The organism is Pseudonocardia sp. P-1 (genome assembly GCF_058111925.1).
Genome location: NZ_CM176614.1, coordinates 4,099,390 through 4,113,251, shown reverse-complemented (window position 1 = coordinate 4,113,251; position 13,862 = coordinate 4,099,390). Strand labels below are relative to the sequence as shown.

Below are 13,862 nucleotides of genomic sequence, written 5' to 3'. Positions count from 1 at the left end.
GCCATGACTGTCGGACACGACCCCGACCCGAAGCTCGCCGAATACGCGCACCCCGAGCGCCTGGTCACCACCGCCTGGCTGGCGGAGCACCTGAAGGACCCCGGTCTGGTGGTCGTGGAGTCGGACGAGGACGTCCTGCTCTACGACACCGGGCACATCCCCGGCGCGGTGAAGGTCGACTGGCACACCGAGCTCAACGACCCGGTCACCCGTGACTACGTCGACGGCACCCGCTTCGCCGAGATCATGTCCGAGCGTGGCATCGGCCGGGACACCACGATCGTCGTCTACGGGGACCGGAACAACTGGTGGGCCGCCTACGCGCTGTGGGTGTTCTCCCTGTTCGGCCACACCGACGTGCGGCTGCTCGACGGCGGCCGGTCCAAGTGGGTCGCCGAGGGCCGCGAGATGGTCACCGACGCGCCCACCCCGGCCCGGGCCGACTACCCGGTCGTCGAGCGCGACGACTCCGGCATCCGCGCCTTCAAGGACGACGTCCTCGCCCACCTGGGCAGGCCGCTGGTCGACGTGCGGTCCCCGCAGGAGTACACCGGCGAGAAGCTGCACATGCCCGACTACCCGCAGGAGGGCGCGGTCCGCGGCGGGCACATCCCGGGCGCCGCGAGCGTCCCGTGGGCCCGCGCCGCCGCCGAGGACGGGTCCTTCCGGAGCCGTGCCGAGCTGTCCGCGATCTACGAGCAGGAGCAGGGGCTGTCGGCCTCGGACGACGTCGTCGCCTACTGCCGGATCGGCGAGCGTTCCAGCCACACCTGGTTCGTGCTGACGTACCTGCTGGGCTTCGACCGGGTCCGCAACTACGACGGCAGCTGGACCGAGTGGGGCAACGCCGTGCGCGTGCCGATCGTGCAGGGCGAGGAGCGCGGGTCCGCGTGAGCTCCACCGACCCGGGCACCCTGCCCCCCGATCTCGCCGAGCTGGTCGACGACTTCGCCGCGGTCGGCCCGAAGGACCGTCTCCAGCTGCTGCTGGAGCTGTCCCAGGAGCTGCCGGACCTGCCCGAGCGCTACGCCGACAGCGCGGACACCATGGAGCAGGTCCACGAGTGCCAGTCGCCGCTGTTCCTCGCCGTCGAGGTGGAGGACGGCGGTGAGCGGCCGGTGCACCTGTTCTTCTCCGCACCGAAGGAGGCGCCGACCACCCGCGGGTTCGCCTCGATCATGGTGACCGGGCTGGACGGGCAGCCCGCCGCGGCGGTGCTGGCCGTGCCGGACGACTTCTACACCGACCTCGGCCTCGCCGAGGCCGTCAGCCCGCTGCGGCTGCGCGGCATCGCGGCGATGCTGGCGCGCATCAAGAACCAGGTGCGGGCCGCGACCGCCTGAGCCCGCACACTCACTCCCGCGACAGCCGGGGTCACCGTCGGTGACCCCGGCTGTCGTCGTCCGCGCTCCTTCCTCAAGTCCACCTCAAATCGGTCACCCGGTCGGGGTGAGCGGGCGCACACTGCTTCGAACGACGAAGTGTCGCTCAGCGCAGGGGGTGGTGGAGATGGGCACGAACCTCACCGGGGACACCTGGGGCATCCCGGGTCAGACCTTCCTGGTCGCCTACGTCGTCGCGCTGGTCCTGGTCTCCGGGATCGTGCTGCGCCGGCGGCGGACGATCGCGCAGGGGGATCCGCGCGGCGTCCGCACCCTCGACAGCAGACCCGAGGACGTCGCGTACCTCAACGGCGGCCCCGAGCTGGCCGTGTACGCGGCCCTGTCTGCCATGCACGTCGACGGCAGCCTGGTCACCTCCGGCCGCACCACGGGCCAGGTGCGGGCGGGCCGGGTCCCCGGGCACGGCGCGTCGGCGCTGCAGCGGGCGATCCACCGCTCCGCGCAGCGGCTGACCCCGGGCCGGATGCTGGGCACCCACGAGCCGGTCCGCACCGAGCTGGCCCGGGCCGCGCAGCGGCTGGAGACCGCGGGGCTGCTGCTGTCCCCGTCCGACCGGGTCCGCTACCGGGCGACCGCCTGGCCGGTCGGGGTGCTCGCCCTCGCCGGTGCGGTACGGATCGCCGCCGGTCTGGGCGGTGGGCGCCCGGTCGGGTTCCTGTTCGCGCTCGTCGCCGCCACCGCGGTGTTCGCCACGGTGCTCGCGACGCGGGTGCCCGACCGGACCCGGGCCGGGGACGCCGCGCTCGCCGTCGTCCGGTCCCGGAACGACGCGCTGTCGCCGTCGATGCGGCCGGACTGGACTGCCGTCGGGCCCGCCGCGGCCGCGCTGTCGGTCGGCGCGTTCGGGGTCGGCGCGATGCTGGCCGCCGAGCCCGCCTTCGCCGAGGAGCTCGCCGCGCAGAAGCTCGCCACGCTCGGTGGGGCGCCCGCCGCGACCGGGGGCGGCTCCTCCGACGGCGGTGGCGTGGTCGGCTGGTCCGGCGGTGACAGCGGCGGGAGCAGCTGCGGCGGAGGCGGCGGGGGTTGTGGCGGAGGCGGCTGCGGCGGCTGAGCCCGCGCGGGGAACCGGATCTGCCGTCCCCGCAGCTGCACCGTGGGGGGTGTGAAGCTGCGGGGACGGCTCGTACGGGCGGAGGTGGCGACATGACGGGTGTCCCGGGCGGGACCGGGGTCGGCTGGCGCAGCGGAATCGCCGCCGTTCTCGACGACGTCGACGGTCTCGCGTTCCACGAGGTCATCGCCGAGCCGCTGCGCCCGGACGCGGTGCCGGCGTCGCTGCTGCGCAGGCCGGTCGTCGTGCACGGGGTGCGGCTGTCGCCCGGCTCGCCCGAGGGCGTCGACCCGGGGCGGGTCGCCCACCTCGCGGCCTGTGCCGCGGCGACGTGTGCGGCGCTGGTCAGCGAGCACATCGCGTTCACCCGGGCCGGCGGGATCGAGGCGGGGCACCTGCTGCCGCTGCCCCGCACCCGCGAGGCGCTCGACGTGCTCGTCGCCAACGTGACGGCGACCCGCGCGGAGCTGGACGTCCCGCTGGCGCTGGAGCCGATCGCGGCCCTGTTCGACTGGCCCGACGACGAGTTCGACGAGGCGGGCTTCCTGCACCGGCTGCACGACCGGACCGGGGCGCCGCTGCTCCTGGACGTCGCGAACGTGTTCGTCAACGCCCGCAACCGGGGCCGTGACCCGCGGGCGGACGTCGACGCGCTGCTCGCCGGGCTGCCGTCCGGGGCGGTGGCCTACTGCCACGTCGCCGGGCATGCCGCCGACGCGGCGGGACTGCTGCACGACACCCACACCGACCCCGTCCCGGACGCGGTGCTGGCGCTGCTGACCCACACCGTCGCCCAGCTGCCGGTGCCGCCACCGGTGATGCTGGAACGCGACGGCCGCTACCCGCCCGCCGCGGTGCTGCGCGCGGAGCTGGACGCCGTCGCGGCCGCCGCCGGGCACGCGGCGCCGTGCCGGGCGGGTGCGGGCGCCGGGCACGGGGCCGGGCCGGTGGCGGCGCCCGCCGCGGACGGGCCGGGCCCGACGTGAGCGACGGGCTCGCGCGGCGACAGGCCGAGCTGGTGGCGGCGCTCGTCGCCGGCGGGACGGACCCGGCCGGGTTCGACGCGGCGCGCCTGGCCGCGACCCGGGCGGCGCTGCTGCGCAAGCGGGCCGGGCTCGCCGCCGCGGCGTGGCCGCTGCTCGCCGCCGACGCCGGGGCGGACTGGCAGGCCCGGTTCGGCGCCCGCTTCGAGGGCGTCGCCCCCTACGGCCCGGAGCGGGAGGGCTGGGACCTGGCCCGCGAGCTCGCGGCCGCCGGGCGGCTCGGTGCGGGCGCACGGCGCGAGCTGGCCGCACGCGAGGCGGCGCTGCACTACGACGGACGCACCGCCCCGCGCCCCCGGAACCGCCTGTCCCGATGGTGGTACCGGTCACGACCGGAGCGATCGGGGTCGAGGTCGGGGCCCTCGGACGGGTGACGACGTTGCCATCGCCACATTCCCCGCCGGTAACTTCCGGCGGCTCTGCTCTTACACTCCGCCTAACCCTGCGCCGGAGCATCGGGCCGGCGCCGTGACCGGAGGAGTTCGACCGTGCCCGCACTGCGCAAAGTGCTCGTCGCCAACCGGGGAGAGATCGCCGTCCGCGTGATCCGAGCAGCGAAGGACGCGGGACTTCAGAGCGTCGCCGTCTACGCGGACCCGGACCGGGACGCGATGTTCGTGCGGCTCGCCGACGAGGCCTTCGCGCTGGGCGGCTCGACCGCCGCCGAGTCCTACCTCGACATCGAGAAGGTCATCGGTGCCGCGAAGCAGGCCGGTGCCGACGCGATCCACCCCGGCTACGGCTTCCTGTCGGAGAACGCCGACTTCGCCCAGGCCGTGATCGACGCCGACCTCACCTGGATCGGCCCGTCGCCGCAGTCGATCCGCGACCTCGGCGACAAGGTGACCGCACGTCACATCGCCCTGAAGGCCGGCGCACCGTTGGTGCCCGGCACCAAGGACCCGGTCAAGGACGCGGACGAGGTCATCGCCTTCGCCGACGAGCACGGCCTGCCGGTCGCGATCAAGGCCGCCTTCGGCGGTGGCGGGCGCGGCATGAAGGTCGCCCGCGAGCGCTCCGAGATCGCCGAGCTGTACGAGTCCGCGGTCCGTGAGGCCACCGCGGCGTTCGGTCGCGGCGAGTGCTTCGTCGAGCGCTACCTGGACAAGCCGCGCCACGTCGAGACCCAGGTGCTGGCCGACCAGCACGGGAACGTCGTCGTCGTCGGGACGCGGGACTGCTCGCTGCAGCGCCGCTTCCAGAAGCTCGTCGAGGAGGCGCCCGCGCCGTTCCTGAGCGACGAGCAGCGCACGACCCTGTACGACGCCTCGAAGGCGATCTGCAAGGAGGCCGGCTACTACGGCGCCGGCACCGTCGAGTTCCTGATCGGCCAGGACGGCATGATCACCTTCCTCGAGGTGAACACCCGTCTGCAGGTCGAGCACCCGGTCTCGGAGGAGACCACCGGGATCGACCTGGTCCGCCAGATGTTCCGGATCGCCGAGGGCCAGGAGCTGGACTTCGACGACGACCCGCAGCCGCGCGGGCACGCCATCGAGTTCCGCATCAACGGCGAGGACGCCGGGCGCAACTTCCTGCCGGCGCCGGGCACCGTCGAGCGGATCTGGTACCCGGCCGGCCCGGGCGTCCGGATGGACGCGGGCGTCGAGGACGGCTCGGTCATCGGGGGTCAGTTCGACTCGCTGCTGGCCAAGCTGATCGTGTGGGGCAGCGACCGGCAGCAGGCGCTGCAGCGGGCCCGTCGCGCACTGGGCGAGTTCACGGTCGAGGGCATGGCGACCGTGCTCGAGTTCCACCGTCTCGTCGTCTCCGACCCGGCCTACGCCGCCGAGACCCTCGAGGACTTCACCGTGCACACCCGCTGGATCGAGACCGAGTGGGACAACACCGTCCCGCCGTTCGAGGGCGGCGCGGGTGCCGAGGACGAGTCCGGCGAGCGGCAGACCGTCGTCGTCGAGGTCGGCGGGCGACGCCTGGAGGTCTCGCTGCCCGGTGACCTCGCCCTCGGCGGCGGCAACGGCAGCGGCGGCGGCGCGGCCAAGGCGGCCCCGCGCAAGCGCGGCGGCAAGGGCGGCGGCGGGGCGAAGGCCTCCGGCGACGCCGTCACCGCGCCGATGCAGGGCACGATCATCAAGGTCGCGGTCTCCGAGGGCGACACCGTCGAGGTGGGTGACCTGATCGTCGTCCTCGAGGCGATGAAGATGGAGAACCCGGTCACCGCGACCAAGGCCGGCACCGTGACCGGCCTGGACGCGGAGCAGGGCGCCTCGGTCACCCAGGGCACCGTCATCTGCGAGATCAAGGACTGAGTCCCCTGGACCAGGTGCCCGTCCCCGCTACCGGCCCGGTGCTCGACCCGGTCGAGATCAACGCCGGGACGTGGTACCTGCGCGGACCACGGCACGACGGCCGGGTGGACGACCGCCCGGCCGTCGCCGCGTCCTGCCGGGACCCGGAGATCCGGCGCTGGCGCAACCGTCCGGACCCGGCCGCCCCGGACTTCGACGAGCAGGTGACCGCGCACGTCGCGGACCGGATCGACGGCTGGGCCCGCGGCACCCGCTGTGCCTGGGCCGTCGCCGAGCCGACGACCGGGGAGATGCTCGGCGAGATCACCCTGGAGCACCTGGACATCACCCACGGCACCGCCGAGCTGCGCTGCTGGACGTTGCCCGGCGCCCGCGGACGCGGCCTGGCCCGCACCGCGGCCGGGGCGGTCGTGCGCTTCGCCTTCGGCGGGCTCGGGTTGCACCGTGTCACCTGGATGCACGCCGAGCCGAACCGGGCGTCGGCCGCCGTCGCCGCGGCGCTGGGGTTCGTGCCGGAGGGGCGGCTGCGGAAGGCGTGGACCGTCGACGGCGAGCGGGTCGACGTCGTCGTGCTGGGGCGGTTGGTGGGCGAGGGCTGAGGCGGTCCGCGCGGCCCCGTCGCCCGCGCGTCGACAACCGCGTTCCGCGGAACGCGCCGTGCCGACCGGGTCACCGCCCGTTGACCGGCACGTCGCGCCGTTCTAGCGTTCCCGGCGTGTCGCGCACGCCGTCCGGCGCCCGCGGCACGCAACGTCACAACTCCACAGCCGACCCGTGTGCCCGATCCACGGGGCCCGGAACTACCGCCACGCGGAGTACCGCGCCGCGGATCCGCTCGCCACGCAGGCCCAGCCGCGCCGTGAGCCGTCCCAGTTCGACCGAGACGTCACAGGATCCGTCATGCCCCCAGAGTTCGACATCGCGCCGACGACGTTCCATGTCACGACGCACGTCCACACCGACGGCCCGATCCCGGGCCCGCACTCCCTGCTCACCCTGGCCTCCTCCGCGTACGGCGCGGACGGGGTCCTGATCGGCACCTTCACCGCCAACCTCCGGGAGCTCCCGGGGGCCACCCTGCACCCGACCGCGCTGGCGACCTGGCGCACCCGGGCGGAGGACTGGCTCCTGACCCGGCGGGCCTCGCGCCCACCGGGGCAGGTGGCGAACGACTACGCAGCCTGGGTCACCGACCTGGGCGAGCGTGCGCTGTTCGTCTCCGACCCGGAGGAACCGGACCACCTGTTCGTCTACTGGTACCTGCAGCGTTTCGCAGGCCGGTGGCCGTTCGCGGGGACCGTTCCCGCCCTCGGCGGGACGCCCCGGTCCTGGGCCCCACCGCCGTGCCCGCTGCGCGGGTGCGCCCCGGTCGAGGTCCCGGAGCCGGCCGAGGTGGCGGCGGCCTGACCGCGACACACACCCCCGTCCGCGCCGGTGACCACCGGTGCGGACGGGGGTGTCGTCGTGTGCGGGCTTCGCGATCGCGACCGTTCCGCGGCGAACCGCCGCGGCGACGGCCGGTGCGGGCCTAGCGTGCGCCCGTCCGTGATCCGCCCGTCCGCACCGGAGGCCGACGTGCCCGACATCCACCCGGACCTGCGTGTCGACCCGGCCGCCCCGGCCGGGGCGGCGGAGGCGCTCGACCGGGCCGCGTCCCGGCTGGCCGTCGCGCTCCGCACCCTCGACGCCGACGCCCGCCGGGTCGAGCCGTGGCTGGGGGATCCGGCCAGCGCCGAGGCCGCCGCCCGCTACGCCGTCCACGCCGCGGACGGCCCCGACGCCGCGATCGGCCGGCTGCGCACCCTGCACGCGGAGCTGCTGCGGGCCCGCGACGCCGCCGGTGCCACCGGGCGTGCCTACACCCGCACCGAGGAGTCGACGACGGACGCGCTGAACCGGGGTGCCCGGTGACCGCGCCGCGCTGGGCGGGACTGAGCCACGCCGAGATCGTCGCGATGGTGGCGGCCGGTCCGGGCCCCGCGGCGTCGGCCGGGGCGGAGCGGGCGTGGCGCGACGCCGCCGCCGCGCTCACCGACGTCCACCGCGAGCTGTCCGGGCAGGTCCGTGACCTGCCCGGAGGATGGTCCGGCGGCACCGCGGACGGCGTCACCGTGGCGTTCGGGTCGCTGGACGGCTGGGTCGTCTCCGCCGCCGCCGACGCGGGCCGCACCGCCGACGCGCTGGCCGCCCAGGCCGGGCTCGCCGCGGACCTCCGGGCCCGGATGCCTGCCGCCGCGGCGCCGACGCCGCCCGAGACCGCACCCACCGGCCCGGCCCTGCTCGACGACTGGGCGGCCGCCGACCTCGCCGCGGGCAACTCGGCCGGCCGGGCCGCGGAGCTGATGGTCCGTTACGACGACGACACCCGTGTCACCGGTGCCCCGTGGGCCGGGTGGGGTGCGTCCCCGGTCGTCACCCACGAGGGCACCGCCCCCGCCTCCCCCGCCGTCCCGGCCCCGTCGCCCGGCGGGCCCCCGCCCGGCCCCGGCGGCGACGCGGACCCGGCCCCGGACCCGGCGGGCGGCGCTGCGACGGGGACGACGGTGTTCGCGGGGATCGGCTTCGGCGGGATCACCGCGGCGGTGCTGACCGGGAACGGACGGGCCGGGGTGCCCGGGGCGCGGCCGATCGACGTCGGCGGGCCCTCCTCCGGGCCGGCCCCCACGACCGATGCCCCCCGCGCCGGCACGCCCGGCACGGACACCGGCCCCGGCACCGGTGAGCTCCCGGCCGGTCCGGCGTCCCCCGCGGGCGCGGGCGTCCCGGACGGCGTCGGCGGCGCGGACCCCGGCGGCGGCAGCACCGCGGTGACCGCCGCGGTCCTCGCGGGCGGGGCGCTCGGCGGGGCCGGGATCGTGATCGGCGCCACGATCCGCCGGGAGCGGCAGGCCCGGGACGGACGCAGGCCCGCCGGGGGCGGCACGCCGCCCGGACACCCGCGCCCCGGCGACGCGGTCGGCCACGGGGCACCGTCCTGCGGTGTCGCCCAGGACCCGCCGGGTGACCGACCGCCGAGCGGGGCCGAGCACCGCCCGCCCTCCGGCGACGCGACGACCAGCGGCACCCGCGCGCCCAGCGGCGCCCCGGCCGTCGACGGCGGGGCGCCGCCGACGCCCGGTGGCCCCGCCCCGGACGGCGCCACCGGGAACACCGCGACCGACGGCGGCCCCGCGCCACACGCAGGCCCCGCTCCCGGTGCGACCACGAGCGACCGGCCGTCCCCGGACGGAGCCGGCGGCGATGCCGCCCCCGGAGTCCCCGACGGTCCCCGGAGCCCGGTCCACCACGGCGTCACCACCGGCGACCTCGCCGTTCCCCACCCCGACGGCCCGGCGCCCCACGGCGCCGTCACCCACGCCCGCCACGCCCCGCCGCCGACGCCGGCACCGGGCGACCCGGCCGTCACCCCCGCCGGGGTACCGGTGGGCGCGGTCCCGGCCGCCCCACCCCCGGTCGCGGCGACCGTCGGCGCGCCCGCCGACCCCCGCACCCCGGCCTGGCGCCTCGTCGCCGACGAGCACGCCGCCCCCGACGACCCCCCGGAGCAGCCCGATGCCCGACCGGACCCCGGCGTCCTGCGCCCCGACGCCCGCTGGAGGGGCCGTGGCTGAGCCCGCGCCCTGGACCCCGTCGGTGCCGTTCCTGCTCACCGGCGCCGAGTTCGACGTCGTCTGGGAGCACCTGGGGCTCGGCCCCACCCCGGTGGCGCTGCGGCTGCCCTCCCCCGGGCGCACCCGCGAGGAACGACGCCGGGTCGTGGCGGCCGGCGTCGGCGGGCTGCGCGCCCGCGGCCTCGCCGGTCCGGCCGGACCCGACCCCGCGCTGGTACGGCTGCTGGCCCTGCTCGCCCGTCCCGACCGTCACCTGGAGGTGCGCGGCCGTTTCGACGACGGGCCGCTGCGCGCGGTCGCCGCCGAGCGCGACGGCGACGGCGTCCTCGCCGTCCACACCGGCGGAGCCGTCACCGTCACCGCGGCGGGCTCACCGGCGCACGCCGCGGTGTCGGCCCTGCCCCGGCGCGCGCCGGGGCCCGGGCCCGCCGTGGCCCTGCCCACCGCCGAGCTGGCCCGCCTCCTCGACGCGGACGCGCACACCGACCCCGGCACGGACGGGGACGGCGAGCAGCGCGCCCGGCTCGCGCCGCTGCTCGCCGGGCCCGCGCACCGGGCACAGATCTGTGCCGTCCGGCACGACCGCTGGGGCAGCCCGTCGCGGCTGCCGGGGCACGTCGCCGTCGTCGACACGCCGCGAGGGCGCTACCGGCTGACCCGCGGGACCGGCGCGCACGGCGGACCCGAGTGGTCCACCCTCGCCCCCGCGGGCGACGGCGAGCTGCGCGACCGGTTCGCGGAGCTGTTCAGTCCAGGTCGGAGTGCTGCATGAGCTGACGGCCCGCCTCGGTGATCGACCCGGACAGCGACGGGTACACCGAGAAGGTGTGGGCCAGGTCGTCCACACCGAGCCCGTTCTGGACCGCCATCGCGATCGGCAGGATCAGCTCGCTCGCGACCGGGGCGACCACGACACCACCGATGACCACGCCCGACGCCGGGCGGCAGAACAGCTTCACGAAGCCGCGGCGCAGCCCGCGCATCTTGGCGCGCGGGTTCGTCGACAGCGGCAGCATCACCGTGCGGGCCGGGACCTCACCGGAGTCGATCGCGTTCTGGCTGATCCCGACGGTCGCGATCTCGGGGCGGGTGAACACGTTCGCCGCGACGGTCCGCAGCCGGATCGGGGACACGCCCTCGCCCAGCGCGTGCCACATCGCGATCCGGCCCTGCATGGCCGCGACCGAGGCGAGCATGAGCACGCCGGTGCAGTCGCCGGCCGCGTAGACGCCCGGCTCGGAGGTGCGCGAGACCTTGTCGACGGGGACGAACCCGCCGCGGTCGGTCTCGATGCCGATCTTCTCCAGGCCGAGGTCGGCGGTGTTCGGGATCGACCCGACGGTCATCAGGGCGTGCGAGCCCTCGACGACCCGGCCGTCGGACAGCGTGACGCGGACGCCGTCGCCGGTGTTCTCGACCGAGTCCGCGCGGGCGTGGGCGAGGATCTCGACGCCGCGCTCGGCGAAGACCTCCTCGAGCACGGCGGCGGCGTCGGCGTCCTCGTGCGGGAGGACCCGGTCACGGCTGGAGACCAGGCTGACCCGGCACCCGAGCTCGACGTAGGCGGAGCAGAACTCCGCGCCGGTCACGCCCGACCCGATCACGATCAGGTGCTCGGGCAGCTCGTCGAGGTCGTAGAGCTGGCGCCAGTCCAGGATCCGGTCGCCGTCGGGGCGGGCGGAGTCCAGCACCCGCGGGGTGGCCCCGGTCGCGATGAGGACGACGTCGGCGACGAGCTCCTCGACCGTCCCGTCAGCATGGGTGGCGGTCACCTCGTGCGCGGCGCGGGCCGCGGCGGGCCCGGCGAACTGCGCGGTGCCGGCGATGATCCGGACGCCCTCGTTCTCCAGCCGGGCCCGCACGTCGGCGGCCTGGGCGAGAGCGAGGGACTTGACCCGCTCGTTGACCGCGGGCAGGTCGACCGCGGAGTTGCCGCGGTCCACCAGCACGCCGAGGTCCTCGGCACGGTGCAGGTCGACCCGGACGGCCGCGGAGGAGATGAAGGTCTTCGAGGGGACGCAGTCGTAGACGACGCAGGCGCCGCCCATCCCGTCCCGCTCGACGACGGTCACCTCGCTGCCGTGCTGTGCCGCGACGAGTGCGGCCTCGTACCCGGCCGGTCCGCCGCCCATGATGACGATGCGGGTCACGGGAGATCCCCCTGGAGAAGTCGGTGGTGGTGGACCGGCAGGCGGTCCCGCCCGCCGGCGTCGACGGGGCTCACAGTACGCGTGTCCCATCATTACGACCGGGCGGGTCGAGGCCCCGCCGGGCTCCCCATTACCCTGCACGCGTGCCGCTGTATGCCGCGTACGGGTCGAACATGGACCCCGAGCAGATGAAGGAGCGCGCCCCGCACTCGCCGATGGCCGGGACCGGGTGGCTCCAGGGCTGGCGGCTGACGTTCGGCGGCGAGGACTACACCTGGGAGGGCGCGCTCTCCACCGTGGTGGAGGAGCCGGGCTCGCAGGTGTTCGTCGTGCTCTACGACGTCCCCGAGCACGACGAACGCCAGCTCGACCGCTGGGAGGGCGGCGAGCTGGGCATGCACAAGAAGCTGCGGCTGCGCGTCGCCACCCTCGACGGCAGCGTCCTCGCGTTCATCTACGTGCTGAACGCCTACGAGGGCGGGGACCCGTCGGCCCGCTACCTGGGCGTGATCGCCGACGCCGCGGAGACCGCGGGCGCCCCGGACGACTACGTCAACGAGCTGCGCAGCAGGCCCAGCCGCAAGTCCTCCCCCGGCAACCGGTCCTGACCGGCCGCACCGGCTGACGAGGACGGCCCGGCCCCCGCGAGGGGACCGGGCCGTCGTCGTTCACCGCGGGAGACGGTGGTTCAGGAGGCCGCCTGCGCCAGCGCGGACAGCGCGGCCTGCACCAGCACCCGCGACCCGAACGGCAGGGCCCGCTCGTCGAGGTCGAAGGTCGGCTGGTGGATGTCCCGCTGCTTGCCGGTGCCCGACCACACCCCGAGCCGCGCCATGGCGCCCGCGGAGTGCTCCAGGTACCAGGCGAAGTCCTCGCCGCCGGAGGACTGCTCCGTGGACGCGTCGGCGACCTCGCCACCGACGGTCACCGCGGCGTCGCGCAGCATCCCGGTGGACACCGCGTCGTTGACGACCGGCGGGACACCGCGGACGTGGTCGAGCACGTAGCCGACACCGGTCGGGGCCAGCACGGACGCGACGAGCGCCCGCAGCTTCTCCTCGAGCTCGGTCCAGGTGGCGTGGTCGGCGGTGCGCAGGGTGCCGCGCAGCAGGCCGGACTGCGGGATCGCGTTCGCCGCGTCCCCGGCGTGCACCGCACCCCAGGTCAGGACGGTGCCCGAGCGCGGGTCGACGTGGCGGGTCAGCAGCAGCGGCACCTGCGTGGCCAGCAGCCCGAGCGCCTGTACGAGGTCGGCGGTCAGGTGCGGGCGCGAGGTGTGCCCGCCCGGGGAGGTCAGCCGGACCTCGATGAGGTCGCAGGCCGAGGTGATCGGCCCGACCCGGGTGCCGAGCCGTCCGACCTCCAGGCGGGGGTCGCAGTGCAGCGCGAAGATCCGCTGCACGCCCTCCATCACGCCCTGCTCGACGGCGTCGAGCGCGCCGCCCGGCTGCACCTCCTCGGCCGGCTGGAACACCAGCCGGACCCGGCCGGGCAGCGACGGCGCGGACTGCAGCGCCAGTGCCGCGCCGAGCAGCATCGCGGTGTGCGCGTCGTGCCCGCAGGCGTGCATGACGCCGGGCACCTCGGAGGCGAACGGCAGACCGGTCTGCTCCTGCAGGGGCAGCGCGTCCATGTCCGCGCGCAGGGCGACCAGCGGCTCGCCGTGCCCCACCTCGCAGACGACACCGGTGCCGCCGCGCAGCGTGCGCGGCTCCAGACCGGCCCGCAGCAGGGTCTCCGCGACCCGCGCGGTCGTGAGGTGCTCGCGACGGGCCAGCTCGGGCTGGGCGTGGATCGCGCGGCGCCAGCCGACGATCTCGCCCTTGTGCGCCCGCATCCACGACTCCAGCCAGGCCGGACCCGTGCCGGAGCCGAGATCGTCGACCGCGGGATCGGTGATCTCCGGGAGCTCGGTGCGGGTCTGCAGCGCAGTCACCTTGTCCTCCTCGTACTGGCCCTCGGCGGGAACGGCCCGCATGCCCGCGGTCGACGCGGACGGCGTTCGGTCGTCTCCCACCACCCATGATGGTGCTCACCCGTCCGGCGGTGTTCCAGTCGAAATCGTCCGTTCACGCCACGGGGCGGCAAGGGGTCGGCGAGCTGCTGCCAGCGGGTTCACCGCTCCAGGTGAACGGCCGCGTGCGACCGTTCCTCCCGTCGGCGAACGGCCGTCCTCGCCGTTCACCGGCGGTTCGGACGCCCGTCACGAGGAACTCCCCGGACGACGACACCGGCCCGCGGCCGGAACGCCACCGGACCGTGACCGTCCGCACGCCCGGCCCGCCGCGGCGGCCGTCCGGCGTCCCGGAACGACCAGTGTCGTCACACATTGTC

14 protein-coding genes are annotated in these 13,862 nt (G+C 76.1%); 12 read left to right on the top strand and 2 right to left on the bottom strand.

The window, feature by feature from the left end:
* Positions 1-3: 3 nt before the first annotated feature.
* The 11 genes from AC0GKK_RS20240 (at position 4) to AC0GKK_RS20190 (ending at position 10,150) form a co-directional block, all read left to right on the top strand.
* Positions 4-894: a sulfurtransferase gene (locus AC0GKK_RS20240; protein WP_482638299.1), complete on the top strand. Its 891-nt coding sequence runs from the start codon at positions 4-6 to the stop codon at positions 892-894.
* Positions 891-1,343 (top strand): SufE family protein, encoded by a 453-nt coding sequence (locus tag AC0GKK_RS20235; RefSeq protein WP_208821761.1) that lies wholly within the window; start codon positions 891-893, stop codon positions 1,341-1,343. The genes AC0GKK_RS20240 and AC0GKK_RS20235 overlap by 4 nt, the downstream gene beginning before the upstream one ends.
* A 166-nt stretch (positions 1,344-1,509) precedes the next feature.
* The gene (locus AC0GKK_RS20230) at positions 1,510-2,454 is read left to right on the top strand and encodes a TIGR04222 domain-containing membrane protein (RefSeq protein WP_253069395.1); all 945 of its coding nucleotides are present in this window, start codon (positions 1,510-1,512) and stop codon (positions 2,452-2,454) included.
* Between the two features lie 92 nt (positions 2,455-2,546).
* Positions 2,547-3,440 carry an MbnB/TglH/ChrH family RiPP precursor modification enzyme gene (locus tag AC0GKK_RS20225; protein ID WP_482638300.1) on the top strand — a complete coding sequence of 298 codons (894 nt, stop codon included), beginning with the start codon at positions 2,547-2,549 and terminating at the stop codon, positions 3,438-3,440.
* Positions 3,437-3,871, top strand: coding sequence for an SCO6045 C-terminal-like domain-containing protein (locus tag AC0GKK_RS20220; protein WP_482638301.1), 435 nt, complete (start codon positions 3,437-3,439; stop codon positions 3,869-3,871). The genes AC0GKK_RS20225 and AC0GKK_RS20220 overlap by 4 nt, the downstream gene beginning before the upstream one ends.
* Positions 3,872-3,985: 114 nt before the next feature.
* Positions 3,986-5,767 carry an acetyl/propionyl/methylcrotonyl-CoA carboxylase subunit alpha gene (locus AC0GKK_RS20215; RefSeq protein ID WP_253069367.1) on the top strand — a complete coding sequence of 594 codons (1,782 nt, stop codon included), beginning with the start codon at positions 3,986-3,988 and terminating at the stop codon, positions 5,765-5,767.
* Between the two features lie 14 nt (positions 5,768-5,781).
* Positions 5,782-6,366 carry a GNAT family N-acetyltransferase gene (locus AC0GKK_RS20210; RefSeq protein WP_489882297.1) on the top strand — a complete coding sequence of 195 codons (585 nt, stop codon included), beginning with the start codon at positions 5,782-5,784 and terminating at the stop codon, positions 6,364-6,366.
* 301 nt (positions 6,367-6,667) lie between these two features.
* Positions 6,668-7,174 carry a hypothetical protein gene (locus tag AC0GKK_RS20205; protein ID WP_489882296.1) on the top strand — a complete coding sequence of 169 codons (507 nt, stop codon included), beginning with the start codon at positions 6,668-6,670 and terminating at the stop codon, positions 7,172-7,174.
* 138 nt (positions 7,175-7,312) lie between these two features.
* Positions 7,313-7,678 (top strand): hypothetical protein, encoded by a 366-nt coding sequence (locus tag AC0GKK_RS20200; protein WP_253069370.1) that lies wholly within the window; start codon positions 7,313-7,315, stop codon positions 7,676-7,678.
* Positions 7,675-9,378, top strand: a complete 1,704-nt coding sequence (locus AC0GKK_RS20195; protein ID WP_489882295.1) for a PPE domain-containing protein — start codon at positions 7,675-7,677, stop codon at positions 9,376-9,378. Before AC0GKK_RS20200 ends, AC0GKK_RS20195 begins: the two co-directional genes overlap by 4 nt.
* Complete coding sequence (locus tag AC0GKK_RS20190; RefSeq protein ID WP_489882294.1) at positions 9,371-10,150, top strand: ESX secretion-associated protein EspG; 780 nt, start codon at positions 9,371-9,373, stop codon at positions 10,148-10,150. The genes AC0GKK_RS20195 and AC0GKK_RS20190 overlap by 8 nt, the downstream gene beginning before the upstream one ends.
* Here AC0GKK_RS20190 and AC0GKK_RS20185 read toward each other — a convergent pair.
* Entirely contained in the window at positions 10,125-11,528 is a 1,404-nt protein-coding gene (locus tag AC0GKK_RS20185) for an NAD(P)H-quinone dehydrogenase (protein ID WP_476652602.1), read from the bottom strand. The genes AC0GKK_RS20190 and AC0GKK_RS20185 overlap by 26 nt on opposite strands.
* A 143-nt stretch (positions 11,529-11,671) precedes the next feature.
* Here AC0GKK_RS20185 and AC0GKK_RS20180 point away from each other — a divergent pair, with 143 nt between their 5' ends.
* Positions 11,672-12,136, top strand: a complete 465-nt coding sequence (locus AC0GKK_RS20180; protein ID WP_208826265.1) for a gamma-glutamylcyclotransferase family protein — start codon at positions 11,672-11,674, stop codon at positions 12,134-12,136.
* Between the two features lie 80 nt (positions 12,137-12,216).
* Here AC0GKK_RS20180 and AC0GKK_RS20175 read toward each other — a convergent pair whose 3' ends face one another.
* The gene (locus tag AC0GKK_RS20175; RefSeq protein ID WP_251784442.1) at positions 12,217-13,506 is read right to left on the bottom strand and encodes an amidohydrolase; all 1,290 of its coding nucleotides are present in this window, start codon (positions 13,504-13,506) and stop codon (positions 12,217-12,219) included.
* Positions 13,507-13,862 lie beyond the last annotated feature (356 nt).

Coding starts and splice junctions, on each gene's coding strand:
- AC0GKK_RS20240 (WP_482638299.1), top strand. CDS start 4: ATGACTGTCGGACACGACCCCGACCCGAAGCTCGCCGAATACGCGCAC.
- AC0GKK_RS20230 (WP_253069395.1), top strand. CDS start 1,510: ATGGGCACGAACCTCACCGGGGACACCTGGGGCATCCCGGGTCAGACC.
- AC0GKK_RS20225 (WP_482638300.1), top strand. CDS start 2,547: ATGACGGGTGTCCCGGGCGGGACCGGGGTCGGCTGGCGCAGCGGAATC.
- AC0GKK_RS20205 (WP_489882296.1), top strand. CDS start 6,668: ATGCCCCCAGAGTTCGACATCGCGCCGACGACGTTCCATGTCACGACG.
- AC0GKK_RS20175 (WP_251784442.1), bottom strand. CDS start 13,506: ATGCGGGCCGTTCCCGCCGAGGGCCAGTACGAGGAGGACAAGGTGACT.